The sequence below is a fragment of the Bacillus paranthracis genome (genome assembly GCF_024296885.1).
GTDB classification, from domain to species: Bacteria; Bacillota; Bacilli; order Bacillales; family Bacillaceae_G; genus Bacillus_A; species Bacillus_A paranthracis.
Map to the genome: position 1 here is coordinate 1297179 of NZ_CP101135.1, position 24532 is coordinate 1321710.

The window sequence follows — 24532 nt, forward strand, 5'->3', positions numbered from 1 at the left end:
AGACGTGCTGAAATTAAAAAGTTTCTTCTATATAAATAGAACGAAAAATAAACAAAACAGATGTAAAGTAAACTTGACGTAAAGTTTCCTTTACGTATATACTCGTTATAAGGAAGGAGGGAGAAATTTCCTTGGAAAATAAAATGGTCGAATACCGAAAAAAATTTGGACTATCTCAAGAAAAATTGGCTGAGAAACTTGGCGTTTCCAGACAAACCATCATTTCAATTGAAAAGGGAAAATACGATCCGTCACTTCCGTTAGCATTTGAAATCGCGAAAACATTTCAGACAACGATAGAACATGTATTTATTTATGAAGGAAAAGAAGGGGAGGAATAAAGATGAACTATTCACAAAAGTACTTCGTTATCATGGGAATTATTTTTCTATTCATGAGTGGATTTATGATATTAACAGGTATAATGACGCATTCCGCACCGCCAGAAGCAACTTATCCATTACTTGGTATGATGATTATGTGTTTCTGCCTAAGCTACTTACACCCGCAATTTAAAGAAAAAGACGAGCGAATGAAATTGATTCGTTATAAAGGAATGTTCTTCAGCTTTTTTGCGCTAACGGCATATTATCTTCTTTTCTCTTTCGGCTTAAACTTAAAAATAATTACACTATCTGCTACTGAATTATTGAACATACTAATGGCACTTACGATGAGTACTGTTTTCATCTCATTTGTTGTTTTATCGAAAAGATATTAAGATGGAAAAGAGAAAGGAAGATTAACATATGCAAATGATGTATGCTTTTGGCATTGGACTTGTATTATTTTTAGCTGTATTCTTATTTATTCGGAAAGACGTGCAAGGCGGGACGTTAACGAAAAGAGGTTTTTATAAAATGATCGGCTGTTTAGTTGTTATGTTTATAGCGATTATCGTAATGATCGTTTTAATAAATCGGTCACTATAGAATGTAAAAATGTAACCTTACTTGAGTAAGGTTTTTCTTTATAGTTTAAAATCCGAAAATTCCCATTAAATCCATTTACCACATATAATGGATATTATATAATTTAATAAAATGATGGATAAGGAGAATAGTATATGAATAAAAAAACTATCTTCTTTTTTATCCTTTTCGGCAAGAAGACTCCATCTGATTTGTGTTACGGGTGAAGCACAACAATTCAGGTGGAGATGAATTGCCGTCAGCAGGTAGACGAAACAATTTTGTTTCTTTTGTCTTACGATATAATCAGCTCTAGATGAGGAGGGGATATATTGTAGGACAACGAAATTAGATAATCATAATCATTCGGCTGCTTGAACCAAAAGAAATTAAGATGAAGAACATGTTCACATTTTGTTCCGTTCTAAATATTGATTTGTCAAAAGTAATTAACAGTTACAAAATTATTTCTTTCCTAAGAAAAAACACGATCTTAGGAAAGAAATAATTTTAATGAACTTTCTGAGAAAGGTGGTGAAAACAATGGCTAGAAAGAAAGCAGTGAAAGTATTACGGAAACAAAAGAAAAGAGAAACCATGCAACGATTTACGCAGAAACAGAATATCGGACGAGCTTGCCTTACTGCAAAAGAATTTCGCTTACTGCAACGTATGTCACATAGTTCAAAAGCGTTGCGAAATGTCGGATTGTACACGATTAAACAAAGTTACTTGAACTATAACAAGATGGCTACTGTAAAAGAAGTAGACACTGCCATGCAAGCTGATTTGAATTACTCGGGCGTTCAATCAAACTCTGTTCAAGCGATTCGTAGAGCCTTATTTACAGAAGTGAAGAGCTTTTTTAAAGCGTTGGAACAGTGGAAGAAAAACCCTAAAACCTTCACAGGTCGTCCTAAGTTTCCGAATTATTCTCGTTCAACGGATAAACGAATCATTGAAATCTATCAAATTCCAAAAGTGGATGATAACGGGTATTGGATGATTCCGATGAATGTTGCATTTAGAAAAAAATTCGGTTCCATTAAAATACGTATGCCGAAAAACGTAAGGCATAAAAAAATCTCCTACATTGAGATTGTACCGAAGCAAAAAGGTCGGTTCTTTGAGGTGCATTATACATATGAAATGCACGTTTCTCAAATGAAGAAACCATCCACGACTACGAGTAACGCTTTAAGTTGCGATTTAGGTGTAGATAGATTAGTAAGTTGTGTAACAAATACAGGCGATGCATTTTTAATTGATGGAAAAAAATTAAAATCTATTAACCAGTACTTCAACAAAATGATACGTAATCTGCAACGGAAAAATATAGAAAACGGGCTTTCAAAACGCGTTGTAACGAATAAAATTGCTGCACTTTGGCATAAACGGGAAAGACAAATCAATGGTTACATTTCACAAACGGTAGGCTTATTGTTCAAAAAAGTGAAAGCATTCGATATAGATACGATTGTCGTAGGGTATAACGCGGGTTGGAAACAAAAATCTGATATGGGAAAAAAGAATAATCAAACATTTGTTCAAATCCCATTTCATAAACTGATGGCAGCAATTGAGAATAAGTGTGTAAAAGAAGGTATACAATTTTTAAAACAAGAAGAAAGCTATACTTCAAAAGCTAGTTTTCTTGATAAAGATCCAGTTCCAGTTTGGTCTAAGGAAGATAGGACGCATTATCGCTTTAGTGGCAAACGAATTACTCGTGGTCTGTATCAAAGTAAAGCAGGAACATGCATCCACGCTGATATTAATGGTGCGCTGAATACATTGCAAAAATCAAAAGTTATAGAATTGGACGACAATCTCAAGGTAAAAACGCCGATTCTATTAGGAGTGCAAAAACGTAAGGCTGTTGCTTCGCGCATAGCTTAGTGGGTGTGTCAACCATCCATGTGTACTCGACTTGTCGGGGCTTGTAGCACACGCCAGATTCATCTGAGTGGTGGCTTCTTCTGCAAGGAAGAACTGCTCTTTTGCGAAAGGGTGGTGCAAGTGGGAAAACAATCGTTCTTTGTCAGTACCAACCAAAAACATACTTGGGGTGTTACCGTAGGGTAGCATGAATGCTAGAGCGTCAAACGGTCTAGTGATAGACCGAAAAGACCTAGCATTCAAACTCAAGCCCCCACTGAAACGTTTTATCTCAGTGGGGAGAGTTGACTAACATGTCTACTACTTATAGCTAGTATTACTTATATAATATGTAACAAACGCCAACCAGTGCCACCTATGTTAGTATGGGAGGGTCAGGAATACTATGTAACGCATGAACCTGCCAAAGCTGAAAAAGTTGGACAAAGGCTCGGAGAAGTAACGAAGAAAATCGAAACAAGTGAAAAACCTATTAAAAATAGTGAATCCAACATAGTACAGGAAAAAACAGAAGTATTCACAATGATAGAAGAAGAAAAAGGTCCCCACTCACCTTTAATCATAAAGGAGCCTGATGGTGAAGAATATAGAATTGTGAGGCCAATGTTAAAAGTATTATAAAGTGAAAAGGAGATTCCTATGCAGACAGTAACTTCATATCCATGGTCGTTAAGAAAAACGTTTGTCTTTTTCCTTTGTTTTATCCTTCCACCAATCGGTGCAATCTACATTGTAATGAATAGAGGGGCACTACAAAAGAGAGACTTCATTTTATACGTATTATTTGCTGCTATTAATATATCGCTTTGGTTGTCACTTATGATTTTTGATCGGGGCGTGTGGCTGGTGTCGGGGCATTATGTGCTTGGAGCAATTGTAATTGTTTTTTCGAATATAAATAAGAGATAACCTAGCAATTTTAAAGTTGCTGGGTTTTATTTTGCTATTTATAATGAAGAAACAAATTTTTAATAGAGAGTAGTGAGCGTTATGAGATGGAAAGAGGGAACGTTTGAAAAAATAGAAATGAATGACTCAGCTATTGAGAAACTTATACATACATTCAAGGAACAAAACGTAAATGGCGGAGCGGTTATAAGCTGTTTTAAAGTACATAACGAAAATTTTTTCAAAGAAATACCACATTTGAAAGATGGATACGATCACTTCTTTAGAAGAATCTTCAACTCTTTAGATATAATGCATAACTTAGAAGAGTTAAAAATACATACGTCAGAAAAATATAAGTTTCAATTTCAATATAGAAGCGCAGTAATGCTTGATGGGAGTATTGCATTTCAAATCATAAGAGGAGGAGCATATAAGTGCTTTCCGGATAGAATGGTAATGGCGAAGCAATTAGCGAGCGATGTATGTCAATGCATGTTCCAAGATCGTTATGAGGATATTATAGTGTTCGAAAGTCATGCTCCTTGGACAGATTGGTTTTATGATGTTGCGTGGGATGTTACTTGGATGGTGTTAGATAGTAAGGAGTGTAAAATGTGGCTCATTTGTGCTACGGATACGGATTGATAGAAGAGGGGCCTTGTAGGAAAGCTGCAAGGCCCTTAATATTTTGGGAATGAATAGAAAATAAATCATATAAATGCTATACTAAAAAATGTTTGTAATGTCAGTTTCATACTATTGTATAATGCTGACTTACTAGAAAAGATAAGAGGAGAATGAGCGTGCAAAAGATAAAGAAACTATTACTGTTAATTATGATAGTAGGATTAACAGTAGGTGTTTTAGCAGGGTGTGCAAATCCGAAAGATACGACAGAAGAATTTTTAACAGCTATACAAAAAGGTGATGTAGAAAAAGCTCGTACCTTTGTTGAAAGTGACAAAGAGTTTAATAAACTAAATGAAAAAACAGATGATGCGGAAGCGAAAGCAATGCTGAGCGCCATTACAAAAAACTTTAAATTTGAAAAGCTAGAAGAAGTATCGAAAAAGGATGACAAAGCAGAAGTGCAAGTGGAAATTACATCTGCTGATCTATCCGTTGCTGTAACAAAAGCAGTGGGAGAAGTTATGCCAATGGCCTTTGCTAGCGCATTTAGCGAAGACAAAGAACAATCTGAAAAAGCAATCGAAAAAACAATGACATCAACTATCGTCAAAAACTTAGCGGATAAAGATGCAGCAATGGCAACTCGCAAAGTTACATTGAACTTAAAGAAAAACAAAGATGGCGACTATATAATCGTTGCAGATGATAACTTGAAAGAAGTATTGTTTGCTAATGCGAAGTCTTTGGAGAAGATGTTTGGTGGGAAGTGATTGACTACATAAAAAGAGAAACCATATCACGTAGAAGGTTGATATGGTTTCTTTTTTTATGACCCCGGAGAGGCTCGAACTCACGACCTCCACCCTGTCAAGGTGGCGCTCTCCCTGCTGAGCTACGGGAGAAATGTTGATTTAAAGGCATTTTCACGGATTTGTATAAACGCAATTCTATTGAAAATCTAATGATTATTGTAAGTTATGTGACCATTTGTGACCACAAAATTTATGTCCTTAATTGTCTGTATAATGGTAAAGGGAATAGGGTGACTCATTTCTTTTTTGAGAGAGATGTTTTTTATGTATTATGACTATCCCGTTGTGGAAAGGGAAAGAGTGCTTCAATCCACAGTGGTTTAAAATGCAGAGAATTTAATTTGCAGTTGTTTTTTTTCGAAGCGGAACCATAATAATTATATTTTTATATACTAATGTTAATTGGTCGTTCCTATATAAATATTAGCTCGTTTAGTATAATATTTATTTGTAAGATTACGACAAATTCGAAGGGGACGGTGATAGGGTATGAAAAAGAAGGTTAATAATTTTTGGGATATCCTAAATCAAATAGAAGACGAGTTTATGGAAAAAGGTCATATATTTGAAAATGAACGAAGTGATGCGAATGCTTTCATACAAAAATATAAAAAATTAAGTAGTAAGATAATTAAAACGCCCAAAACGTGTATGTTTCCAAACTGTAATAAGGAGTCTATAAAACGTTCACATACCATACAAAATGCTTCATCTTTGGAGAGGATGGCTAAAAAGGGCCATGTATTCCAGCCTGTATGGGAGGACTTTTCCTCTAATTATCAAATGGATAAAATAGGGGTAAATAATGCTTCAGTTTTTACTGGCTTTTGCAAAGAGCACGAAGAAATATTTCGTAATTATGAAACAAAGAAAAAAATGTCGGAAAAGTACGATTTTATTTTGCAAATTTATAGGACCATATGTCGTGAAGTAGTTAACGTGAAAAACTGGCTAATAATTAATGAAAAAACAAGCATTGCATACCAAGATAAGAAAAAAGAAAAGTTCATTAATGTATTGGAAGGGGAAATGGGTAACAAACTTGATTCGATTGGAATAAAAAAGCTTGATATAGAGTATCCCGATAACGGGTCATTTATATTGAATAGAAAGATAGAGGAAGGCCAAAAAAGATTATTGAAATTTAAAGAGTTTTATAAAGCTTCTTGTAGCGATGTAATAAATAAAAAAGCAAAAAAACTTTCATATCGAATCTTTAACTTGGATTATTATTTACCTATATCATTAGCGGGAGTTGCTAGTTTTTCAATAGAGAAAAATGAAGTTATATTTATAATTAACATTTTACCGTTCGAAAAAGAAACATTCTTCCTTATTTCATCTTTAAAAAGAGACGAGGCTTACTTAGAAGAATACTTTGAAACCTTTACTCAGCATCCTCTTTTAATATTAGACATGGTTGAATCTTGGATGATTCATGGTTCAGACCATTGGTTTATAAACATTGATGTTTGGAATAAAATATCTAGTGATAAACAGAAGAAAATACTAAATGATTTACTAGTGACAGAGAAGAGTATCTGGAATCAATATGATTTATCAATTTTTGATGAAGTTCGAGAGGAATATCTCAAAATGTTATTTCCTTTTGATTTTGATGAATATAGTGAATCATTAAAAGCTCTAATAAATAGTCAAAAAGAAAAACTGGAAAAAAAACCTGGAAAACTTTTGGATAGTGAGGAATATCTTGCTGATTATTGGTTAAAAAGTTAATATATTCAAATATCTGTTTGCTTAATTTAAGATGAGATAGTGAATGTGTCTTCTTTTTTCATAATGAATCTATAAGGGATTGGAATATGTTCATTATTTGTACATTTATTAAGATATGCTATTCAAACAAATTTGAGGAACGGACTGGATTTGTATGGTTTTTCAAAGATAGTAGGATATGAGAATATTCAAGCTACTCAGCGATGTTTACAGGTGATTGAAGTAGAAAATATCTTAGAAATGGTATCAAGAACTAGCCTTTTAATGAATTTGTAAACATTTGCAGTTGTAAATCTGTTGTTCTGCACTCTCCTTGATGAGGAAAATTGAATGTGAAAAGCCTTGTCCCAATTTTTAAGGTTGATTGTTGAGTAGCAAAGGGGAAAAAGAAGTTCAATTCTTATATGAATTGAACTTCTTTTGCTTATTGATATAAAAAGGTTTTATAAGACTTAACGATTTAGTTAGCATTGAAATATCAATTAGCAGGGGAGAGATAGATATTTTACGAAAATTGAACCAAAAGGTGATTGATTAAATAATAGTTATAATCCTCTTACGACTTACTATAGATTTTTATTGTATAAGATGAAAAATTACTGAAATATTCAGTATAGTAATTGGAAATGATAAGTGAATATATGATTTAAATGATATAATTTATATACAATAAATTAGATTAAAGGAAGAGAATAATAGATGACTTGGTATTTAGATAATATTTGTAAGAGAAATAAAAAGTCACCTTATCTATTTTATGTTCCCAGTGAACAAGAAATAGATAGTTTAAAACTTAAATTGGGTAAAGTTATATTTTTTGTTACTGAGGCAGAAGAGGATGCATATTGCAGGGGGGGGGAGTATAGGGAGAAATTACGCGCAAAAATGGACAGCAATTCATTGGAAAATTTGATAACGAACGATGCTATCTTAAGGATTTAAAATATGGTCAAGAGATTTCATTTGGAATAGAAGTTATATAAAATTTAAATTTGTAGAGGTGAAATTAATGTATACATATTTGGCAGAAATTGAGGCACTGATAAATGAAATGAAAGAAGTTTATGAAATTAAAGAGGAAAGCTTAACCTTTTATAAAAGTAGAATCAATAAATTCTTTTTAGATTATATGGGGTTACAAGGTAATAAGGATAAACCTTTAAATGCCATAACATATTTTGATGTCGATATGTTTTTAAAAAGCTTAAAATGTAGTGATGCTGAGAAAGTAAATTATTATAGTGCGTTAAAGAGATTATTTGAATATACTTATTTAAAAGGGAAGACTAATGAGATTATAAGTCAAGTAACAAAACCTGTATATGAGAGAAAGCAAAAAGAAATATTAAAAGAGGATGAATATGTAAAGTTAAAAAACTTTATTGTAGATAGGGATAAAGTTTTAAATGAGCGTTTGATTTTGGGACTGTTTCTTTTTACAGGACTAAGCAGACAATATATGGCGTCTTTAAGAAATAATCAGTTCGAATATGAAAAGGGTGTATATAAACTGGTTATATGGAAAGATGAAAGCGAAGTTAAATTACCATTAAAGTCTGAATTACAACTACTCATTCATGAATATTGTACAGCGACTAATAATAAATTGGACAAAGTTGTACAAATGCCTGAAAACACTATAAGTACATACATTGGTACTTTAACAGAATCAATTGTAGGAAGAAGGTGCACACCTACAATTTTATCGAATACATTTATTTCTAAGGCTTTGTCAGATGGTAATTTTATATGGGAAGTCAGTAAACTGACTTTAGAATCTGTCACGACTATTGAGAAGCATATAATAAACACAAATAATTTAATGAACAGACAGACTTCGATATTAAATAGTTTTTAAGTAAAAAGAGAATATTTTTGAAATGGTATTCCAAAAGAAACCCTTAATGAACTTATAAGCTGTTGTGTTGTAAATTTTTTATCTCACATAGTTTTTGGAAATTAAAACCGAATTAAAAAGCCTGTTTCTAAATGGGATAGGCTCTTATTGTTAGTTGGGCGTTATTTTAAAAAATATTTTTCTTTTTCAATTAAAGCGAGGTTATTTAGTTAATGAAAATACATACAGACCATAATATAAAACATTAACAGCTGTCTACACTTGTTAGTGAGTATTTTTTCTACTCATAAGGGCTCAATTCCCAAATGTATATATAAATAAACAATGGGAGGAGTGGTGGTAGATGAGTGAAATTAAATGTTTGGTTTGTGGAGGAAACTATTTTCGTAAAGGATATTATGATGTAGGTGTAAATGTTGAGGTACGATGCAGTAGTTTTGATGATGTACATATAGATGTAGATATAAACACTTCGATTCATAATGAAGTCGATGAAAGTGCTGATATTTCTTTTATGTTAATTTCTGAAGAAGATAATAACTATGGTCGATATGACAAACCTAGTGAAGCTTGTAAATACAATTGTGAAAAGTGTGGATTCATCATGAGTTTTACAGAAGAAAAAAATGTAGAAAGTATATTTGAAGAAAAGAAGCGTAAGCAAAAGGAAAGAAAGTATGATTGGTCAGGTTTTGGAGAGTAATCATTATTACAGAATGGACTTGGTAGGAAAAGATTAAGATAAAGACTTATTTCGCACTCCTCGAACCATAAAAAGTATTCGGACTTTGGACATGGATTACTAAGCATTAGAAAAATAGAATGAAATATTTACTTGCGGTAGCTACTACGTAGCTCCGCATAGACCTCACTTCGTTCGGTGGGCTACGCCCTGCCTTTACGATAATCTATTCTTGAAAATATTCTTAATTGAGTGAGGATTGAATAACACAATATCATGATGATGTCAAGGTTTATGTAACGTATTATTTGATTTTTTCTATAATTTATGATATAATATTAATTGTAGTCAGGTTTAAGTGACTATAAAAACTAAAAACTAAAAACTAATTAAATACAACATTAAAAGACACAAACTAAACACAAAATTCTCCTCTTTTTATTGGGGGTTATTTTGTGTTTTTTTGTTTTCGATAACATCCAATTGAAATTGATGTTAAAGGAGTGAAAATAAAGTCTAGATTTAAGCAAGCCATTTTGGTACTTTTGTGGCTAGGCTTTAAATGTGGAACGTAGTGACATCATTTAAAGGATGGTGGGCAAAAGTACATAAATAGTTTTTTAGGTAAGCAAAAACGATACATAATCGCCTTATATATATTATTATTTATTATAACTCGATTTTGTATCAAAAATTTATATTAAAGAGGAGAATAAGTATGTTAAAGGAGTTTAGCCAAGAAGAAATTGTAGAGCTTGTGGGTGATGAGATAGTTAAAAATCATCTCAAGAAATATGGAAGATTAATGCAAAACGTATTTAAACGTTTTATTAAGGATTTAGACCAAAATTTTGAACAATTTAAAGTTGAAGGTAAGGGTGGTAAAAAGACAAGGTATTTTATAGGTGAGAAGAGAGTATGTCTAGCAGAACGTAACGATAAAAGGAAATTCAATGGTGAGGGGCAACTACCAGAGAACTATGAACAAGGATTTCCAATAATGATTTTAGAGCATTTAATTCGCTCGAGTATTAGCAAGCCAACCACCATGACATATCTTTTAAAGCAAATGGGATTTATCACAGATGGTATGTATGAAGCTAGTAAAAGTAAATATCATCAAAGTTTATTAAACAATCAAATTGCGATATTGAAACAAAAAAATATTATTGAAAATAAAACAGAAAGCGTTGTTTATGATTATATAGACCGTGAAATTACTAGACTAACTCAACATTTTATGAGTTGTATAAAAAAATTAGGAGATGCCAAGTTAATAATACATAATAAACATACAATGGGTTTAATTTCTGCAACAGAGCCAATTGATATATACGATAAATTTAGTGGAAGAATGAAAACAGTTTTAGACGACCAAGAGAGGTATATCGAATTATCACCATTTGTAATTGATGAAGTGGCAAAGATGAGAAGGGACTTGCAAAATAAGCCCAAGTATAAACATCTAACTTCGAAAGACATTTACCGATATCGCAATAAAAAGGACGTTATTGAATATTGGAAAGAGCATGACATATTGCTTTATCAAATTCGGAATGAAAGTGGTGTCCAATTAAAATTAGTAAGAATTTTTGAAGCACACACATTATATTTACAGGCAGGTGATAATCCTGTAATAAGATGGTTAGAGAAAAAGCAAAATCGAGGAGCGATAGATTTATATACTAATGATGAACTGCAATACTATTTGAAAAATCGTCAAGGGTTTCATAAAGAGAGAGAGAAATATGTTGTTAAGTTAGCGAGTGATAGACAAGACAACGCCAAAAAGGAAAACATTAAATTATTAGATAAATTGGGTGGGAAGCAGAAAAAAGTTGAATTTAACTTAGATGATACTGAGTGGGTTAAAAATAAAAAATTGATGTTTTTAGGCTTATATATAGAAGCTTATGAGAAGTTACAAGAACACTATGGTTATAATTTTAATCAAATAAAATCTATGGAAATATAATGGGTTATTTAAGCAGGATATAAGGAATTTGGAATTTTTGATTAACCTTATATAAAACATAAAAAACATATATGATGCTAATCAAGCATTTCAAACATAAAGTAGTAAAAGTATCCCCTGTTGAAAATGATGGGGGATAGCTGTATAAAATGGGGTTTTTATGTACAATGCTTCCGCTCATCTGAAAAATGTATGACGTGCGATTTTCAATAAAAACCCTGTTAATTAAGATGATTTTACGTGTGTTTTGTAACTTTACGCCACATTTTAAGAGCGGTGAAGTTGTTGCTTCTCTATTTTTCAGAAGCTTGATGTAGTACATCTTTTTATTTGAATGCTAAGTTGTGTGTCTTTATAATAATAGATATCGAATTAGTTATGTGGAAAATCTATTTTAAAAAGAAAATTTTTATTAGAAAAAAGGGAGAGATACGATGCTTGATAATAATTTTAATAGAGAATTAAAGTCAATAATTCATTATATTGTTGAATATGGCATTAAGAATATTTCATTTAAGATGGATTCAATAGATGTATTGAGAGATGTTAATAAGGGAAAGGAGTTTATATCTAAGGTACATTTAGGATTTATGAAAGCTCAAAAATTAATACTACAGAACTTGTTGTTATTAGGAAAAAAAAGAAGTAGAGTTCAGGAGCAGATTAAAGAATTAAAAAGGCAAAAAAGTGAGAAGAAAATCATTCAAAAACGTGAACAAGATTTAGAAATTATTAAGTATAAAGAAAAAGTATTAAGAAAAGCCGCTGATGCTATTGCATGGCAATTATTGAATAATGACATAACAGTTATTAGAAGATTGTATAAACATATTCCACCAGTGGAGGTATTTAATTCGAATGTAAAACACGATATGGAAGAAGTGGAAAGCATATTCCAAAATGATAATGCTATATTTCCCTTAATAAATGATTTAACTTCTTTTATACAAATAGGTGACTTGCTGGTTAGGGAATATAATAATCCCCAACTTCGCTTAATCGAATTAAAAGAGGGAAAGGTTAATGAAGAAATTGGACGATTAATTGGAGAATATACTGAATCTCCTTGTGACAGGAGATTGTATTTTCAGTTATCGGAGAAAGATACTAAATTTCATAAACAATTCAAGCGGTACATAAAACAGGAAAAAAGAGCTTTAGATACCACTGATATAATTAATAGCGGTATGGGAAAGGATGAAGTTACTGGATTAGATATAAAAATAATTGATGATGTTTTCTATACAAAGCACTTTGATGATGAAATTTCAACGATGTTAGAGGATGTTGATAAAAGAAATTATTCACTTAAGATAATTGATGAATGTCTTATAGTAGGAGTGTATAACGCTTCAGAAATACCCTTGTATAAAAGTTTTGATGGATGGAAAGATTCTATAGGGATAGATTTTCCGACAATTAATTTTGTGCAGTTTATTAATGCTCCTGTAGCATTTCCTCTGTTTTTACATCCTTTTTCTATTAATGATAAAGTGAAGTTAATTACTGGTGAAAAGGTAATTTGTATGTCTTTAAATATAAATAAATGGTTTAAGTTACTAGAACAGAAAGATATGAAAGTTAATATTTTATCTAAAAAACAAACAGCTAGGCTAAATACTGTCCCGTCTCATTCTAAGTCATTCGAATATAATGGCCGAGCAGTGGAGATTGAATGTGGAGAAATGAAGCAAATATTACATGATGGTATATTTGAAAGGATGTTTAATCAGTTTTTGAAGCCATCCTCCGCAGTTGATTTTTTGAAACATACTTTTTCAGAGGGAAAGAAAAACCTTAATAAAAATAAATAAATTATGGTTATGTTACGAGTTGTAGAAATAATGGTAAGATTGTTTGTAAAAGAAAAAACGGGCGTGTTTTTCTTCGATTTTAAGATTTTATTATTGAATAGTCTATAAGCACACTTGCTCCTATAATCCTTTCATCTAAGGTTATAGGAGTGGTGTGCTTATTTTTATGTCGTTTAAATGTGAGGTTTATGACTCATTAATGCCTGTTTAAATGCTTCATCAATAAGTGGTTTAATATACTTTAGATTCATAATATGTTTCAACCTAATATCAATTTGATTAGGTTCTTTATCTTTATTTATATGGGAATCTTCTAAATGCCTATCTTTGTAGCAGTATAGTTCTGGAATTGCAATTCTATATTTGATGTATATACTGTCACGATTTCCGTTAGGAAAATGAAATAGCAGGCGGTTTCCAATGGTTGATATAGACAAAAATTTCTTGTTACACTGTACTAATTGAAACATAATTCCATCTGAAATATTACAGATAATTGGGGTATCTAAAGTATGTAAGTTGTTAGCTATGTATTCGAAAATAACTTCTGCAATAGTTCCTTGTTTATTTAGTTTCTTTATAATGTTTTCTTTAGTACGATAAATAGAATTTCCCTTTGGTATTTCAATGATATTCTTTAATCGTACTTGAATATCGTTTTTATTTATACTCATATATTCTATTTGTAGTTCTTGTAATTTTAATTGGTAAATATCATCTATTGGAGAATTTGTAATGAGCATAAATCTTGAATTATTGTCTTTAACGAGTGCCCTATAACCTAGAATCTGTTTAATGGCTTTGTCATCTGCTACTTCTTTTACTTCGATATACAGGTTTCTTTCTGCTCTATCTTTAAATAAAATATCGCATCTTTTCTGCCCAAGAATTACTGATTCTCTTTCAATTAGTGTCAGTTCTTCTTCAATTATATCGTGTCTAACTAATAATTTATTTTGTAAAACAATTTCTTTGTTTGGTTTCATGTTACTATGCTCCTATTTTTAGGATGATTTTAACATTTAAAAGCTGATATATATACGTAAGTTTTACTGTTATTGAGATTTTGGTTTTAGAGTAATGATTGTGCTTGTTTCATTTGAGTACACTTTATTGATAGGAAAATAAGTACTCGATATACTTAGGTTATAAGTCTCTCATATACATGTATCAAAATGTAGAGCTGAAAGTTACATAAAGTATGGTTATGCTCGTGTGTCATCAGCAGGTCAGAAATTAAGTACACAAGTTAAGCAACTACAAGAAGTAGGTTATGATACTATCTTTAAAGAGAAGAGTAGTGGAAGAAAGAAGATAGTGAGCAGTTTAACTTGCTTATTGAGACGGTGTAAAAAGGTGACATTATGACTGTTACGAAGTTAGATAGGTTTGCTAGAAGTACAAAAGATGCTTTAAATACTATTGAATACTTAAACTGTAAAGGAGTTCCCCTTATTGTTTTAAATATGGATGAAGATAAGATTGACACAAGTACAGCGATTGGTAAATTAATGATTACGGTTTTGTATGGTATAGCTGAATTTGAAGCTGACATGATTAAAGAAAGACAATTAGAGGGCATCGAGGAAGTAAAAAGAAGATGTGTCTATAAAGGAAGACTTAAGAAGCATACAGAAAATCATAGAGGTTTACAGTATGCTCTAGAGTTATTTCATAACAGAGCAAGTAATAAGCTGACAGTTAAGAGATTGAAGAAATAACTAAGATAAGTAGAGCGACTCTCTATAGAGTAGTGAGCAGTAAGAGGACAGGAAAGTAAGTGTATAAGTGTAAGAAAAAAGTACGGGGGTGCATATCACCAATGTAAACATTACGTACATTGAATTGTGTATAAGCACTGTTGCTTCTCCACTCAGAAGGAAATAATGAAGAGAAACCTAATAAAATAGCTATAAAGCAAGGGGGAAGTACCATGATTATCAGATAGAAATAAAAATGTATTGATAGCTTTGGCAGAAGAATCGGGAGAATAAATAATTAGCGTATTAAAAAGGGATGCTTTCACTCTTGATGATAAAGCAGATGAAAAATCAAACAATGTTTACTAAAAAGAGAATGGCTTTGTAAAGAGTACATTAGACCAAGGTTTTTATTTTTCAATGGCTTCAATGCGACTAGACCATACTTCTAGTAGTAATTTCATTGATTTAGTTATTGATTTTAAAGTAAGACCTGAAATGTGTGAAGTTAGAATAATTCATTCTGGAGTCTATGTCCTAAAAGAGGACGGTAGCGGTTTTACTGAATTGAAAAGTGTTATGGATAGTGCTGAATAAGAAAATTTATTATTGGAATATAAAAATATCCTTTATGAAATTTTTATTAAATTAAGTAATGTACCAATGGTAGATGTTGAATTTACAGCAGCTAATCAAGTGGTGGCAATCGTGAAAGAAGAATAAGTCTATATTGGCAATTAACTAGAATGTAAAACTAAAACACTATGCTAATTTACTTGGTATAGTGTTTTAGTTTTAGGTAGCATAATTTCAAGGTTGATTGGGCTATAGTAATGAGTGAAAGGTGGAACAAAGGAATGTTATTCAAGGTTGATTGGGATGAGTATCCTGAAAATTATATTCTTACCACTAATTTAGGTGAAAAATGGATAAAATATCCTTATCATAATAGAAAAATGTATAAAGCATATCCTGAAGAATTGGTTCGATTACAAACGATACATTTTCTTTTTAAAGAAATGAAGGTCCCTTTTTTAAAGGGAGCCATAGAAGTCGAAGTTAAAATGTCTGAGTTCGATGAAAAATATAATGGTAGAGCAGATATTGTGGTTTATGCTGAGGATGAAGAGTTTCTTGTCCCTATTTTAATTGTGGAATGTAAGGCGAATCATATTGCTCTTACCGAAGAAGTATTTGAACAAGCAAAGCGGTATGATGAAGTCCTCTTTGCAAATAATATCATGATAACAAATGGAAAGTTATTAAAACTTTATTCATGGAAAGAGAAAGAGAAGAAATATATTGAGTTAAATAAAATTCCCACATATCAAGAATTAGCAAAGGAAGAGAATCTTCATCCCATAAGTGAGATAGGATGAGGAGTTATACAAATTGGTAGTTACTATAAAAGTTGATGATAATAAAAAGCTTAAAGATGATACGGAACTCTACTTGGACACTTTCATTAAGTATAAAGAATTTGTTGAAACGGCAATAAATAGTATGAAACCTTAAAATTAGCCTTAAATATCTTTGTGCAGTATCAACTAAATGTAGGATGTAATCTAAATAAGGATATATGTGCTGAATGTATGACTATGGGAGGACGCGATAAGAGAATTAAGGGTAGGTTAAAAAAAGGAGGCCTCTGCCTCCTTTTTTAGTATCTTTAAAGGATAAAAGTAATTAACCTTTGGAGTAGGTGTTTAGTTTAACCCAAACTAAAATACCAGCCATTAAGTAAAGATTCAGCTTCATGAGGTATTGACTTATCGTGTTTCAAAAATTCATGGTAAAGAAAGTCTACATATGCTGGAATTAATTTTTTATATTTAATATCTCGTGGAAGTTCTTGAGCATAGTTATACCCATAAATCATACTAGATTCCTTCTGCTCTTCTGAAAGCAATTCCCATTCTTCAGGAGTTAGGTAGATACTAAAGTAAAGAGACTTTTTAATAGTATGGTAGATGTCAACTTTCTTACCTGTGTAGAATGGAGACTGATTGCTAATGTATAAAATTGAGTTCTTGAATGTGTCCGCTAAAATATTGGAGGAGTAACATTCATGTCCAATGAATGAATTTTTAATAAATACCTTAACTGTATCTTCAAGTCTTTTCTTATATGCTTCTATCCTCTGGGATGTTTCTTTTTCTTCGAGAACCAATTTTCTTCGTTCTAAATCAGTAATATTCCCACTAAAAGCTAGTCTCAATTCTTCTCTAATCTTATCTTCTATTTCTAAATAGATTTGAAACGGAGATACTACGCCTTCTTTGATATTAAGTGATATTTCCGACAAAGAAACTTCTAACTCTTCTTCAGACATGTTTACAATTCCAAACTCATTGATTCGGATAATGGGTGTAGGATAGGAGCCAGATTCTACTTTTTGAACTGCAGTAGTAGGATTTTTAGTTATTGCAATATCAACTGAATCTGAGTCGCCCTTCAATTTTCTTTGTATATGTAAGGGAACTTCTCCTATGGGGTGTTCATCCCAATAATTCACTTTATATAACCTATGTATTAGTTCATCAAATTTTGTTGTATAATCCTCACTCTTGGTAAAGTTAATAGCATAATAATCATCCAGGTGGAATGGAAGGGCATCAGAATAGCCCGCTTCTTCTCTTACAATAAGAATAAATTTATTTGGATTCTTTTTAAATAAAGGTATAGATAAGATAGTTTCAAAACCAACCCCACCAACAAAAGAATTAGCCTTTTCGGAGTATTTTTTTGTTAATACTAGGATTATAAAATCAGTATCTCTTATATTTTCAATCATCATTTTGTTCATATTCTGAGTACCCTTTTGAAATTCAAAAAGGTCCATGGTTGCCATTAAGCCATTATCTCTTAAATCGTTAGTGAAATTTTGAACCCACTTTTTATGTTCTTCACTGTCCCAACTATAACTAATAAACACTGATTTATTCTTTTTCAAATTTTAGTACTCCTTTTTTATAAATTAAGATTTCTGAATAAGTAAATAAATACCACAATGGAATTATACTTTATTCATTGGCAATTGGGTATTATTAATTTTTTATCCTTATGAGATGAACTTGGATGCTTTGAAATGTGAAGCTTATGTTAATGAGTTTTTGGTTACTAGAGAAAGTCAAGATGGCGGGCGTGTGATGCTTGATGGATTTTTAGTTTGCTGGGTTCCACCATGCTTTCTTCTGGCATGTAGAGAGACTGATGGGGCTTTGTATGTTATAGATACAAAAAACTTCATCTTGGGAGATACTTTCTCTAGACAGACATTAGAGTAACTTATTTAGCGGATTAAATATCTCTTTATTTTTTCAGCTCGTTAGAAAATATACCTAGATAATGTTCATTTATCTTTATACTACTGATATGAAAAGTCTAGTCAATGATTTGAAGAGTTATCTGTTATAATAAAATTACCATATACAGCACAGTTAAGGACTCTAAGGAGGCTCTTAACAATGAAAGGAAGCGTCAAAAAAGATAAGAAAACAGAAAAGTATTTTTATATTGTAGACATTGGTATCGACCCTTTAACAGGTAAGAGAAAGCAAAAGAAGAAGAGGGGATTCATTACTAAAAAAGAAGCAGAAAATGCTTTAACAATGGTACTTTCAGAAGTTCATACGGGAACATATGTAGAACCTAGCAAGCTAATTTATGGTGAGTATCTGGAGAGCTGGTTTAATACAAAGAGGCACAGTGTCGGCATTCAAACAGCAAAGGTACTGAAAGGATATTTGACCAGTCGTATCATTCCTTCACTAGGTAATATCAAATTAGCAAAATTAACATCATTACACATGCAAAACTACGTTAATTCATTGCGAGACGAAGGGTTAAAGCGAGGGACGATTGAGAAGATAATAAAAATTATTAGGAACTCTCTAGAACATGCAATAGATTTGGAGTTAATCACCAAAAATGTTGCAGTGAAAACCAAATTACCAAAAGGTGATAAAGAAGAGCTAACTGTTTGGACTGAAGAAGAAGTACAATTATTCTTAAAAGCTGCACAAGATAGTAGATATTCTATTGTCTTTCATATGGCTCTTGTAACTGGAATGCGACAAGGTGAATTACTAGGATTGCGGTGGAAAGATGTTGATTTAGAAAAGGGGCATTTGACTATCAGCCAAACATTAAGCCATGATGGAAAGACGTTCTTGCTTGGAGGAAAGACGAAGTCAAGTTTAAGGAAAATACTACTACCTGCATCAACAATAGCAAAGCTAAAGAAACACAGAGCAGTCGTATTGAAAGAGAAGCTGAGTCAAGGTGAGGAATACCAAGACAATGACTTGGTGATGTGTACTCCTTCTGGAACGCCAATTAATCCTGCTAATGTGAGAAGAAGCCTAAACGCTTTGATTCAGAAAGCAGCCGTGCCAAAGATTCGATTTCATGATTTGCGTCATACACATGCAACTATGTTATTGGCTAAAGGTGTGAATGTGAAGGTGATTTCTGAGCGGTTAGGACATAGTAACATCAAAATCACATTAGACACTTACTCACATGTATTGCCAACGATGCAAGAAGATGCAGTGAATAAAATAGAAGAGATTTTATAGGTAATGTGACCAATTCTGTGACCACTAGGGTTGTAGGACACGAGTTTAAATAAATAAAAACCGCATCAGACGTTAATCTGACACGGTTTTTACGATATGACCCCGGAGAGGCTCGAACTCACGACCTCCACCCTGCCAAGGTGGCGCTCTCCCTGCTGAGCTACGGGATCTTCAAAAATACTTATGTAATAGCATCTTTACTCATTATGTTAAAGCAATTATATATAATCAACTGAAATTTTACAATATTTTTATAGTCATCTTTTGAAAGGAAAGAATTTGGGATCAAGTTAGTAGTGTATTAAGGAATATATAAGTAGAGATTGTAATGAAAAGGTGGTTCGAATAAAGCGGTTATATTATTTTTTTTGATACCAATCTAAAGGACCTTCATCACTCAAATCAACAAGAAAAGGGAATAAGAAGTGTAAAGGTAAGCTTAAAAGTTCTGGCATAGCGTTTATTGTTTTCTTTGATAGGTATTGCCTTCCGAAACAATACGGACAATCTTTTTCAAATGTCACGAGTATCGACCATACATCTTTTACTTTCCATTTCGTTTTACAATACGTACAGTGCGCCATTTAGTTCCTCCTCATTTTAAGGTGTTTTCTAATATATTCTACTTTATTGTACGAAAGTCATTTGAATTTGATGTGGTAAAATGCAAGTTGTTTTGTTTTTTGTAAAAAGACAATAAAGTGATTATATTTCAACACGTAAAACAAGCCTAACCCCGTTCTACATTTAGGGAGGGGGTAGGCTTGTTTTAATTCCGATCAAAGTCTCTTTGTATCAGGCTGTTTACACATTGCCCAAATAACTTCGCGTTAAGTTTGGGAGAACAATTTTTCCATTCTTACTGTATTTTTCGAATAACTCTGATAGGAGAAGAACAAAGTTTTTATACTCTTCGTCATTTTCTTTCGGAGCATAGGACGCTGATAAATTCCTTCCTAAAAAACCTTCATAGTCAAAAAGTAAATCATTTTGATATTCTTTAAACTCATACTTTCCATCTTTAAAAAAGCTGTTAAACATTTCTGGAGTTTCATCTATTCCACCGCTAAAGCCTTTAAAGGTTGGACAGGTTTTCTGGCAAATTTCTGCGTTCTCTTGAATAAGTGGACTAGTTACATCTCTACTATTCCAAACAAGTGCAACATGTGCTTTTTGTTTCAAAATTCGTTGGCATTCGATTTTGAAAGCTTCTTTATCAAACCAATGAAATGCTTGAGCAACAGTCACTAAATCTACACTATTTTCTTTTAAAGTGGTATTTTCAGCAGTTGCTTTTATAGATTGAAAACGAGGATATTGGTTTAACGATTGTTCTGCCATTTTTCTCATGTCATCATTTGGCTCCACTCCAATAACATGTAAACCACTTTCAAGCAGCTGGCGGCTAAATATCCCTGTACCTGAACCAATATCGGCCACAATTCGATTCTCATTTAGTTCGTTAGCCGAAAGCAAATAATCAATATATTCATTAGGATAACTAGGGCGATATTTCGCATATATATCGGCCTTGTCAGTAAAATTTTCTGTTGTTTTCACCGTACTACCTTCTTTCCAAAGATATTATGTATAGAAATAGGAACCAAATAGTAATTTTCGCATCGGTCTCTAAGTCTACAACGAAAGAGTCCAGCTAAATAGAGCTACCTTAGTTCTCTTGTTCAAATTATACTATTTTGCATGATATCTTCCAAAGACCATGATTTCTTATTCATCTAAAGGGTTTAATTATTGAATAATATGACCATTTGTATATGGAACGAGAGGTATGTAGGATAAGCGATTTCCATTTTTAATATCTAAATTGGCCAATATATCCTTTTTACAATTTACTTAAAATCATGTATAACAGAGATACAAGATTATTTTATAAATATTCAAAAGCAAAGGGAGAATTATCGTAATGGTAAGGAAGACGTTCAAGATGCGCGTATCTAAAAATAGAACGATTTCAATTAATGGCTCAATTCTTGATGTGGATGTTACACATGATGAGTTTTTGCAAGAGTTTGTTGAGTGGGTCGATTCTAAAGGTTGGTCGTTTATGGGGATGACAGATGAGATTACACCTGAGGAAGCTAGTCAAAATTTAATAGATTCATTAATTGATGAGAAGGATAAGAAAGAATAATTCTTTCTTATTTTTTATTGTATATTTATGTTCTTTATCGTAAAAGTATGATATAGTAAAAAACAGTGAATATTCTTCCAATTTAATACAAATTACATATAGATTGGTAGATTCAGTTTTTAAACTGTGAGAGTATAGTGAAAAGGGAGAGTCATATGGTAAATTTTAAGAAAATTTTGGTTTTTATTACCGCTATTTGTTTGTTTTTTTTGACACCTATGACGTTACGTGCTGAGACGAATGTTGGAGTGAATCCAGAACAAGTGGCACCACCACCTAAGGAAGGGCCAAATGTTTTTAGTCAGTTTGCAACTACGATTGATGCGAAAACTGGAGATATCTTGTATGATAAAAACGCACATCATCGTGCATTTCCGGCTAGTATGACGAAAGTGTTAACGGCGATTTTACTTATGGAGCATACGAAACCAGAGGATCAATTTACGTTTTCACAATTAGCATTAGATCAAGAGAAGAGTAATTATCAAATTGAGCTTCAACCTGGTGAGACGATTAATAGAAATACTGCACTTATGATTTTAATGGTGCTGAGTGCAAATGATGTATCATATGCAATTGCAGAGCATATTGGCGGAAGTGTTGAGAATTTCGCTAATATGATGAATGAGAGAGCGAAGCAATTAGGGGCTACTGATAGTCATTTTGTAACACCAAATGGATTGCATGATCCGAATCATTATACTACGCCATATGATATGGCTATGATTACGAGAGGGGTGCAAAAGTACCCTGAGATTTTGCAAGCGATGAATACGAAAAGGACGACAGTTACGACATCTAGGCAGACGGTGTCCATTTTTAATAAATCTACTTATTTTGAAAATCCATTTAGTATTGGCGGTAAGACAGGTTTTACAAATGAAGCGCGCAATACGCTCGTTCTATTAAATGAGAAGGATGGAAATCGTATTATAAATGTAGTAATGGCTTCTCAAAGACCTGAAATTTATGAAGATTTAAAGCAGATGGCGGACTATTCTTTTGGTCAATTTGTGAAGCAAACTGTATTAGATAAACATAGTTGGCATCAAAAGACAACGTATTTAAATAAAGATATTGATAGCGAGCTTGAAAAAAGTGCAGAAGTGATGCTTAAGAAAGATGAAGGAAAAAATGTGAGGACGATTTTCCGTGCGGCTTCATTAGATAAAGATTCTTTGTATCATAAAGGAATTCATCGTGGTGAGGTAGTTGGGGCAGTTGATATCACAAAGAATAATCAAACAATTGCGACGGTTAATGTTCTTTCTAAAGAAGATGTTACTTTTGCAATGCCTAAAAAAGATACGATCGAGCCTGAAGTAAATGAAGCAAACGTGAAAATAATAAGCATGGGGATAGGTGCTGCCATATTATTTGGAGCGATTTTATTTGTAGTGTTACGCCGAAATACAAAAGGAATGAAATCAGAAGAAAAATAAATTACTAGTTAAAAGGCTGTGAAGAGACTTTGTCACAGCCTTTTTTATATGTTTGAAATAACTAATAATTGTAAATTTTCTTATTGCATTTATGTATTGTTCGTTATATTATTTAGTTGTGTTCTTGTTAAAGAACGAAAAGAGTATTATATACTTCAAATAATATAAAACAACGGAGAGGGAGAGAAACGATGAAATTAATTTGGAAGGTGATTAGCAACGTTATCTCATTTGTTTTATTTGCATTAATGGTTTGCTTAGCTTTTGTAGTTATTTCTTCAAAAGCGAGCGGTGGGGATCCAACTGTGATGGGATATCAATTTAAATCAGTGTTATCAGGATCGATGGAACCAACATTTTTAACAGGGTCAATCATTGCGATAGAACCGACAAAAGATGGCTCTAAATATCAAAAAGGTGATGTTATTACTTTTAAAGAGAAAGATGAAAAAATTATCACTCACCGTATTATCGGTGTGAAAGATACAAATGGAAAAGTAATGTATGAAACAAAAGGGGATAACAACAATGGCCCTGATTTAGAACCAGTACTTGCGGATAATGTCATTGGAAAATATGCAGATATTACAGTTCCTTATGCAGGGTATGCATTAAATTATGCGAATTCAAAAGCTGGAGCTGCTTTACTTCTTATTATTCCAGGAATCTTTTTACTAGGCTATTCAGCGATTACTATTTTTAGTGCGATTCGTAGCATTGATGGAGAAAAGAAAGAGAAAAAAGTAGAACAATCCGTCTAGTTATTTTGGTTATAGTTTCCTATTAGGAAATTAACAAATATATATTAAGGGGATATGGACATGACTTTAAAGAAAAAATTAGGAATGGGTATCGCATCAGCAGTATTAGGGGCTGCATTAGTTGGTGGAGGAACATTTGCATACTTTAGTGATAAAGAAGTGTCAAATAATACATTTGCGTCTGGGACACTTGACTTAGCGCTGAACCCTTCAACAATTGTGAAAGTGGATAATTTAAAACCAGGTGATACAATTGAAAAAGAATTTAAATTAGAGAATAAAGGTACATTAGATATTAAAAAAGTATTATTAACTACAGAATATGATGTAGAAGATGTGAAGAAAGATAATAAGAGAGACTTTGGTGAAGACATTGAAGTAGTTTTCTTAAAAAATATTGATAAAAAAGATGAAGTAATTAAGAGAACGACATTAAAAGATTTGCAGAGTCAAACAGTGACTGCTGCAGAAAATGATATAGTAAGTTGGTTATGGCCTGAGAAAGGTATTAAAGCGGGAACTAACGATTCATTTAAAGTGAAATTCCGCTTTATTGAAAGAAATACATCTCAAAATGAATTCCAAGGCGATAAACTTCAATTAAAATGGACATTTGAAGCGCAACAAGGCGAAGGCGAAGTTAAAAAATAATGACAAGAAAAAGAGACTATCAAAAATGATAGTCTCT

Annotated in this window: 24 protein-coding genes, 1 tRNA gene and 2 pseudogenes; 21 read left to right on the plus strand and 6 right to left on the minus strand. The window is 32.2% G+C overall.

Going from position 1 to position 24532, the window contains the following annotated elements; genetic code table 11:
- Positions 1–131: 131 nt before the first annotated feature.
- The 14 genes from NLJ82_RS06545 to NLJ82_RS06610 all read left to right on the plus strand — a co-directional run bounded on the left by NLJ82_RS06545 (position 132) and on the right by NLJ82_RS06610 (position 13209).
- Complete coding sequence (locus NLJ82_RS06545; protein WP_000428510.1) at positions 132–341, plus strand: helix-turn-helix transcriptional regulator; 210 nt, start codon at positions 132–134, stop codon at positions 339–341.
- 2 nt (positions 342–343) lie between these two features.
- Positions 344–721, plus strand: coding sequence for a hypothetical protein (locus NLJ82_RS06550; RefSeq protein ID WP_001109906.1), 378 nt, complete (start codon positions 344–346; stop codon positions 719–721).
- A gap of 28 nt (positions 722–749) precedes the next feature.
- Positions 750–932 carry a DUF3976 domain-containing protein gene (locus NLJ82_RS06555; RefSeq protein WP_001178301.1) on the plus strand — a complete coding sequence of 61 codons (183 nt, stop codon included), beginning with the start codon at positions 750–752 and terminating at the stop codon, positions 930–932.
- A 522-nt stretch (positions 933–1454) separates the two neighbouring features.
- Positions 1455–2810 (plus strand): RNA-guided endonuclease TnpB family protein, encoded by a 1356-nt coding sequence (locus NLJ82_RS06560; protein WP_000101451.1) that lies wholly within the window; start codon positions 1455–1457, stop codon positions 2808–2810.
- Positions 2811–3116: 306 nt separating this feature from the next.
- Positions 3117–3431: a hypothetical protein gene (locus tag NLJ82_RS06565; RefSeq protein WP_049772327.1), complete on the plus strand. Its 315-nt coding sequence runs from the start codon at positions 3117–3119 to the stop codon at positions 3429–3431.
- 18 nt (positions 3432–3449) lie between these two features.
- Positions 3450–3719, plus strand: coding sequence for a hypothetical protein (locus tag NLJ82_RS06570; protein ID WP_001195388.1), 270 nt, complete (start codon positions 3450–3452; stop codon positions 3717–3719).
- Between the two features lie 81 nt (positions 3720–3800).
- Positions 3801–4346 (plus strand): hypothetical protein, encoded by a 546-nt coding sequence (locus NLJ82_RS06575; RefSeq protein WP_001267335.1) that lies wholly within the window; start codon positions 3801–3803, stop codon positions 4344–4346.
- A 158-nt stretch (positions 4347–4504) separates the two neighbouring features.
- Entirely contained in the window at positions 4505–5101 is a 597-nt protein-coding gene (locus NLJ82_RS06580) for a hypothetical protein (protein ID WP_001169479.1), read from the plus strand.
- Positions 5102–5632: 531 nt separating this feature from the next.
- Entirely contained in the window at positions 5633–6880 is a 1248-nt protein-coding gene (locus NLJ82_RS06585; RefSeq protein WP_000731040.1) for a hypothetical protein, read from the plus strand.
- A gap of 699 nt (positions 6881–7579) precedes the next feature.
- Positions 7580–7822 carry a hypothetical protein gene (locus NLJ82_RS06590; RefSeq protein ID WP_049772328.1) on the plus strand — a complete coding sequence of 81 codons (243 nt, stop codon included), beginning with the start codon at positions 7580–7582 and terminating at the stop codon, positions 7820–7822.
- Positions 7823–7889: 67 nt separating this feature from the next.
- On the plus strand, positions 7890–8738 hold the full coding sequence (locus NLJ82_RS06595; RefSeq protein ID WP_000288985.1) for a site-specific integrase: 849 nt from the start codon (positions 7890–7892) through the stop codon (positions 8736–8738).
- Positions 8739–9081: 343 nt separating this feature from the next.
- On the plus strand, positions 9082–9441 hold the full coding sequence (locus NLJ82_RS06600; protein WP_001289626.1) for a hypothetical protein: 360 nt from the start codon (positions 9082–9084) through the stop codon (positions 9439–9441).
- A 697-nt stretch (positions 9442–10138) separates the two neighbouring features.
- Positions 10139–11395: a hypothetical protein gene (locus tag NLJ82_RS06605; protein WP_000910499.1), complete on the plus strand. Its 1257-nt coding sequence runs from the start codon at positions 10139–10141 to the stop codon at positions 11393–11395.
- A gap of 434 nt (positions 11396–11829) precedes the next feature.
- Positions 11830–13209: a hypothetical protein gene (locus NLJ82_RS06610; RefSeq protein ID WP_088296479.1), complete on the plus strand. Its 1380-nt coding sequence runs from the start codon at positions 11830–11832 to the stop codon at positions 13207–13209.
- A 173-nt stretch (positions 13210–13382) separates the two neighbouring features.
- On the opposite strand, the gene NLJ82_RS06615 is transcribed toward NLJ82_RS06610, so the two are convergent.
- The gene (locus NLJ82_RS06615) at positions 13383–14195 is read right to left on the minus strand and encodes a DUF1411 domain-containing protein (RefSeq protein WP_000804011.1); all 813 of its coding nucleotides are present in this window, start codon (positions 14193–14195) and stop codon (positions 13383–13385) included.
- Between the two features lie 229 nt (positions 14196–14424).
- Here NLJ82_RS06615 and NLJ82_RS06620 point away from each other — a divergent pair.
- Together NLJ82_RS06620 and NLJ82_RS06625 are read left to right on the plus strand one after the other, a co-directional pair.
- Positions 14425–14930: pseudogene (locus tag NLJ82_RS06620) on the plus strand (recombinase family protein).
- A gap of 836 nt (positions 14931–15766) precedes the next feature.
- Entirely contained in the window at positions 15767–16288 is a 522-nt protein-coding gene (locus tag NLJ82_RS06625) for a type I restriction enzyme HsdR N-terminal domain-containing protein (protein ID WP_000897970.1), read from the plus strand.
- A 332-nt stretch (positions 16289–16620) separates the two neighbouring features.
- Here NLJ82_RS06625 and NLJ82_RS06630 read toward each other — a convergent pair whose 3' ends face one another.
- Both NLJ82_RS06630 and NLJ82_RS06635 read right to left on the minus strand, forming a co-directional pair.
- Positions 16621–17862 carry a toll/interleukin-1 receptor domain-containing protein gene (locus NLJ82_RS06630; protein WP_000739802.1) on the minus strand — a complete coding sequence of 414 codons (1242 nt, stop codon included), beginning with the start codon at positions 17860–17862 and terminating at the stop codon, positions 16621–16623.
- A gap of 170 nt (positions 17863–18032) precedes the next feature.
- A pseudogene (locus NLJ82_RS06635) lies at positions 18033–18131 on the minus strand (DUF3900 domain-containing protein); the annotation flags it as partial.
- A 245-nt stretch (positions 18132–18376) separates the two neighbouring features.
- Here NLJ82_RS06635 and NLJ82_RS06640 point away from each other — a divergent pair.
- Complete coding sequence (locus NLJ82_RS06640; protein ID WP_088296478.1) at positions 18377–19489, plus strand: tyrosine-type recombinase/integrase; 1113 nt, start codon at positions 18377–18379, stop codon at positions 19487–19489.
- 97 nt (positions 19490–19586) lie between these two features.
- Here the strand turns inward: NLJ82_RS06640 and NLJ82_RS06645 are convergent.
- The 3 genes from NLJ82_RS06645 to NLJ82_RS06655 form a co-directional block, all read right to left on the minus strand.
- A tRNA-Ala gene (locus NLJ82_RS06645) sits at positions 19587–19659 on the minus strand.
- Between the two features lie 189 nt (positions 19660–19848).
- Positions 19849–20073 (minus strand): hypothetical protein, encoded by a 225-nt coding sequence (locus tag NLJ82_RS06650; protein WP_000929649.1) that lies wholly within the window; start codon positions 20071–20073, stop codon positions 19849–19851.
- A 220-nt stretch (positions 20074–20293) separates the two neighbouring features.
- Positions 20294–21049 (minus strand): class I SAM-dependent methyltransferase, encoded by a 756-nt coding sequence (locus NLJ82_RS06655; RefSeq protein WP_000858640.1) that lies wholly within the window; start codon positions 21047–21049, stop codon positions 20294–20296.
- A gap of 364 nt (positions 21050–21413) precedes the next feature.
- Between NLJ82_RS06655 and NLJ82_RS06660 the strand changes: the two genes are divergently transcribed.
- The 4 genes from NLJ82_RS06660 (at position 21414) to NLJ82_RS06675 (ending at position 24495) form a co-directional block, all read left to right on the plus strand.
- Positions 21414–21641, plus strand: a complete 228-nt coding sequence (locus tag NLJ82_RS06660) for a hypothetical protein (protein WP_000251858.1) — start codon at positions 21414–21416, stop codon at positions 21639–21641.
- Positions 21642–21796: 155 nt separating this feature from the next.
- The gene (locus NLJ82_RS06665) at positions 21797–23083 is read left to right on the plus strand and encodes a D-alanyl-D-alanine carboxypeptidase family protein (protein WP_000247018.1); all 1287 of its coding nucleotides are present in this window, start codon (positions 21797–21799) and stop codon (positions 23081–23083) included.
- A 191-nt stretch (positions 23084–23274) separates the two neighbouring features.
- On the plus strand, positions 23275–23844 hold the full coding sequence (gene sipW, locus NLJ82_RS06670) for a signal peptidase I SipW (RefSeq protein WP_000767811.1): 570 nt from the start codon (positions 23275–23277) through the stop codon (positions 23842–23844).
- A gap of 60 nt (positions 23845–23904) precedes the next feature.
- Positions 23905–24495, plus strand: a complete 591-nt coding sequence (locus NLJ82_RS06675) for a TasA family protein (RefSeq protein WP_000172846.1) — start codon at positions 23905–23907, stop codon at positions 24493–24495.
- Positions 24496–24532: the final 37 nt, after the last annotated feature.

What these genes read in the sequence shown, in the direction of transcription:
- NLJ82_RS06550 (WP_001109906.1), top strand. Translation starts at nt 344, where the DNA reads ATGAACTATTCACAAAAGTACTTCGTTATCATGGGAATTATTTTTCTA.
- NLJ82_RS06555 (WP_001178301.1), top strand. Translation starts at nt 750, where the DNA reads ATGCAAATGATGTATGCTTTTGGCATTGGACTTGTATTATTTTTAGCT.
- NLJ82_RS06560 (WP_000101451.1), top strand. Translation starts at nt 1,455, where the DNA reads ATGGCTAGAAAGAAAGCAGTGAAAGTATTACGGAAACAAAAGAAAAGA.
- NLJ82_RS06570 (WP_001195388.1), top strand. Translation starts at nt 3,450, where the DNA reads ATGCAGACAGTAACTTCATATCCATGGTCGTTAAGAAAAACGTTTGTC.
- NLJ82_RS06575 (WP_001267335.1), top strand. Translation starts at nt 3,801, where the DNA reads ATGAGATGGAAAGAGGGAACGTTTGAAAAAATAGAAATGAATGACTCA.
- NLJ82_RS06585 (WP_000731040.1), top strand. Translation starts at nt 5,633, where the DNA reads ATGAAAAAGAAGGTTAATAATTTTTGGGATATCCTAAATCAAATAGAA.
- NLJ82_RS06590 (WP_049772328.1), top strand. Translation starts at nt 7,580, where the DNA reads ATGACTTGGTATTTAGATAATATTTGTAAGAGAAATAAAAAGTCACCT.
- NLJ82_RS06595 (WP_000288985.1), top strand. Translation starts at nt 7,890, where the DNA reads ATGTATACATATTTGGCAGAAATTGAGGCACTGATAAATGAAATGAAA.
- NLJ82_RS06600 (WP_001289626.1), top strand. Translation starts at nt 9,082, where the DNA reads ATGAGTGAAATTAAATGTTTGGTTTGTGGAGGAAACTATTTTCGTAAA.
- NLJ82_RS06605 (WP_000910499.1), top strand. Translation starts at nt 10,139, where the DNA reads ATGTTAAAGGAGTTTAGCCAAGAAGAAATTGTAGAGCTTGTGGGTGAT.
- NLJ82_RS06610 (WP_088296479.1), top strand. Translation starts at nt 11,830, where the DNA reads ATGCTTGATAATAATTTTAATAGAGAATTAAAGTCAATAATTCATTAT.
- NLJ82_RS06615 (WP_000804011.1), bottom strand. Translation starts at nt 14,195, where the DNA reads ATGAAACCAAACAAAGAAATTGTTTTACAAAATAAATTATTAGTTAGA.
- NLJ82_RS06625 (WP_000897970.1), top strand. Translation starts at nt 15,767, where the DNA reads ATGTTATTCAAGGTTGATTGGGATGAGTATCCTGAAAATTATATTCTT.
- NLJ82_RS06640 (WP_088296478.1), top strand. Translation starts at nt 18,377, where the DNA reads ATGAAAGGAAGCGTCAAAAAAGATAAGAAAACAGAAAAGTATTTTTAT.
- NLJ82_RS06650 (WP_000929649.1), bottom strand. Translation starts at nt 20,073, where the DNA reads ATGGCGCACTGTACGTATTGTAAAACGAAATGGAAAGTAAAAGATGTA.
- NLJ82_RS06660 (WP_000251858.1), top strand. Translation starts at nt 21,414, where the DNA reads ATGGTAAGGAAGACGTTCAAGATGCGCGTATCTAAAAATAGAACGATT.
- NLJ82_RS06665 (WP_000247018.1), top strand. Translation starts at nt 21,797, where the DNA reads ATGGTAAATTTTAAGAAAATTTTGGTTTTTATTACCGCTATTTGTTTG.
- sipW (WP_000767811.1), top strand. Translation starts at nt 23,275, where the DNA reads ATGAAATTAATTTGGAAGGTGATTAGCAACGTTATCTCATTTGTTTTA.
- NLJ82_RS06675 (WP_000172846.1), top strand. Translation starts at nt 23,905, where the DNA reads ATGACTTTAAAGAAAAAATTAGGAATGGGTATCGCATCAGCAGTATTA.